Annotated in this window: 2 protein-coding genes and 1 pseudogene; 2 read left to right on the top strand and 1 reads right to left on the bottom strand. The window is 35.1% G+C overall.

All coding sequences use genetic code 11. The features are described from left to right. Positions 1-184 precede the first annotated feature (184 nt). Positions 185-832: pseudogene (locus tag J2T13_RS26055) on the top strand (IS3 family transposase); the annotation flags it as partial. A gap of 61 nt (positions 833-893) precedes the next feature. On the opposite strand, the gene J2T13_RS26050 reads toward J2T13_RS26055, so the two are convergent. Further along, positions 894-1,358, bottom strand: a complete 465-nt coding sequence (locus J2T13_RS26050; protein ID WP_429375611.1) for a hypothetical protein — start codon at positions 1,356-1,358, stop codon at positions 894-896. Between the two features lie 707 nt (positions 1,359-2,065). Here J2T13_RS26050 and J2T13_RS26045 point away from each other — a divergent pair. Further along, positions 2,066-2,686, top strand: coding sequence for a hypothetical protein (locus J2T13_RS26045; protein WP_429375609.1), 621 nt, complete (start codon positions 2,066-2,068; stop codon positions 2,684-2,686). Positions 2,687-2,866: the final 180 nt, after the last annotated feature.

Here is a 2,866-nt window from a genome sequence, read left to right as displayed (position 1 = left end):
TTTTTGGAACACTCCTATGGATTTCGGCCTCAAAGGAATCCACACCAAGCCTTAAAAGAGCTTAGTAGAGTCATAGGAACACGGAAAGTTGGGTAGCATCTACTATTACTAGGTAAAGAACTTTAGTCGTCTTAATCACGATGCGTAGCTGAAAACATTAACTTAAGCCATCTTTAATCAACAAGAAGACCGTTATGGCTATCGTCAGATTCGTGATGAACTTACGAATCGTGCACAAAAAGTCAATCATAAGAAAGTACAGCGCATGATGGCGAATTGGGGTTGAAATGTCTGGTGAGTATGAAAAAGTATCTCTCTTATATAGGGGTGTTGGAAGAATTGCACCAAATATCCTAGAATGTAATATTCAAGCTGACTGAATAGCCCGATGTAAAATGAGCAACGGTGAAAAGCACCTGTATTAGATTTATTCAATGGGAAGATTATTACGGATACCATTGGGACTAGACTAACATACTCATTAGTTTCAGAGATGTTGGAGAAAGCATTCGAATTCGAACGATTAACAGACTTTGATACACTTCTGATGGATTCAGATCAAGGCGGGCATTACCAGATGAAGCAGTATCGTCATACCCTAGGGCAGTATGTAATTAGCAAAGTATGTCTCGTAAAGGCAACTGTTACGACAATGCGGTAATAGGAAACTTCTTTAGTGTTATGAAATCAGTGTTCCTCTATTTAAAGACATTTGAAAGTGTAGAACATTTACAAACAAGAACTAGAAAAGTATATTGATCACAACAATCACAAACGTATTAAGGCAAAATTAAAAGGAATGAGTCCGGTACAATACCGCACTCATTCCTAAATAGATGCCTAACAAAATAACCTGTCTAACGTTAGGGGTCACTTTATACCCGAAGATGCTTTTATTTGGTTGAGTACTCTTTTTCTACACGTTCAATCAGTTGGTTTAATACCTTGTAATTTTCTGATGGATCAAGCATGTAAGTGTTAGTATTGTCTACACTAAATGCTTGGCCTAGCCCAGCAAACATTAGTGTTAACACGTTGCCATTCTTCATGTTTATATTAATATCACGATAATTTTCTAATGTATGAGGTTTCACTTCGGTTGTATTAGAGTTTAGGATCGTAACTAATGCCTTAATGTCCTCTTCTTTATTTACCTCAGCGGATATATGTTTTTGTGATTCATAATTAAAAATAGTCACATTTGAAATGTCTTCAATGTTCAATTTGAAATTGGGTTGTTCCTTATCGTCATTACTTGCCACAAGAGGTGGGGTTTTCGCAGAAGTTTCACAGGAAATTAAAAGAAGCGGAACGCTTAGCATTAGTAGTATAAGTAGAGAGATTTTGTTCTTTTTCATTATCAATCCTCCAGATAGGCTTTTAATTTCAGTCTTATACATTATAACGTATATTGTGTTGTAAAGTTACACTTGGAACGTAAAAAATTCTCCTTACAAATACTGTTCTTCTTCTTTATCCAAGATCTTTTGCTTACATTAGTTTCTTTGGGCTATTCTATAAACATACAATAATGCTCGCTTCGATATACTATGCTGTGGTTCGTCTTAAGTCTGACGACCAGTTCCCACTGGTCACTTAAGCTGCTTGAACGACAGGAATGCTAAACGTTAATGAAACCTAGTAACAATAAATTAAGGTGAATGGATCAAATAAATCAATGATAATAGAAGAAAGAGAAAAAAACATAAATGAAAGAAATGAATAAGGATGTATTTACGAAGTAGCCGTTGAAAACCAAGATACATGGAAAGTAGAAGGGGGGTACTTTTCCTAAGAAGAAACGGAACTAATAGAACCAAAAAAAGAACACATCAAAAGACATAATAAATACATATAATTACAAGACATTTATGGGTGTGGAATCGAAGAAGAAGGGGCAGCGTATAACAATGCATTTTAGCTTCGTCGCATACGCTCCTAGGTCGCCTAGATGTATTTCTGAGAAGTGAATCAGGCGACACATCCAACTGGCTAAGTGGCGGAGCCACCCGGACGTCTGAAATGCGAAACGTTATACGCAATTTGTGCAAAGGTGGTAAAGAGCATGAAAACATTTTTAACATTATTTTTTTTATGTTTGATAGTTGGTTGTTCATCGAACGATGAGGGTCTTGTTAACGATCCAGAATATGAGGAAAATCAGAATGAAGTAATAACCGAATATGTAAAAAATGAAGAAGAAAAAACAGAAGAAAAAACAGAAGAAGTTCAGGATGATGAAATACAGGACGGAATGCAGAATGCTGAATCAGATGAGTCTAGGGAGAAGGGATACATCAATATTGAGGAGTTAAAGTTGAATGATCTGTATTTAAAAATGACTTATTCAGATTTATCTAAGGTTATGGGAACAGAGTTAGAGAAGACAGTAGAGAATGACCTTGGTGATGATGGAATAATGTATAAATTAACTTATGTTGATGGAACAATTGTTTATCTAATAAATGATGAAATTTATTCTATTGAAGTAACATCAACTGATTACCTAACCCCGAGAGGACTAAGAGTCGGAGATTCTATAGAAAAAGTGGTGGAACTCTATAAGAATCCTGCTTATTTAGATGACAACAATTGGGGTTACTCAACAACGAATGATTATATTCTTTTCACTCTAGAGTTTATTGAGAATAAAGTATCGAAAATTGAAATTAATCTAGTAATGTGAAGGTACTTCAAAGATGGCACAAACAGCGCATAAACCAGCTAATCAAAGTCAAGTCTATCATTAATATATTTTTTATAGATAAAATAAAGACGTACCTAAATAAACCTACCCAGTAGAGAAGGTTTTATTGGAAGTTAATTTCCAATTGTGGACTCAACCCGTTTTAAAAGCTTGACCAGA

Origin of the sequence: Paenibacillus sp. DS2015, from assembly GCF_050433705.1 — a bacterium.
In the GTDB taxonomy this organism is placed as follows: domain Bacteria; phylum Bacillota; class Bacilli; order Paenibacillales; family Paenibacillaceae; genus Paenibacillus_AQ.
The sequence above is the reverse complement of the archived record's forward strand: the minus strand, read 5'-3'. Positions and strand labels throughout refer to the sequence as shown.

Excerpts from the sequence above, each read along its gene's own strand:
- J2T13_RS26050 (WP_429375611.1), bottom strand. The coding sequence starts at position 1,358 with ATGAAAAAGAACAAAATCTCTCTACTTATACTACTAATGCTAAGCGTT.
- J2T13_RS26045 (WP_429375609.1), top strand. The coding sequence starts at position 2,066 with ATGAAAACATTTTTAACATTATTTTTTTTATGTTTGATAGTTGGTTGT.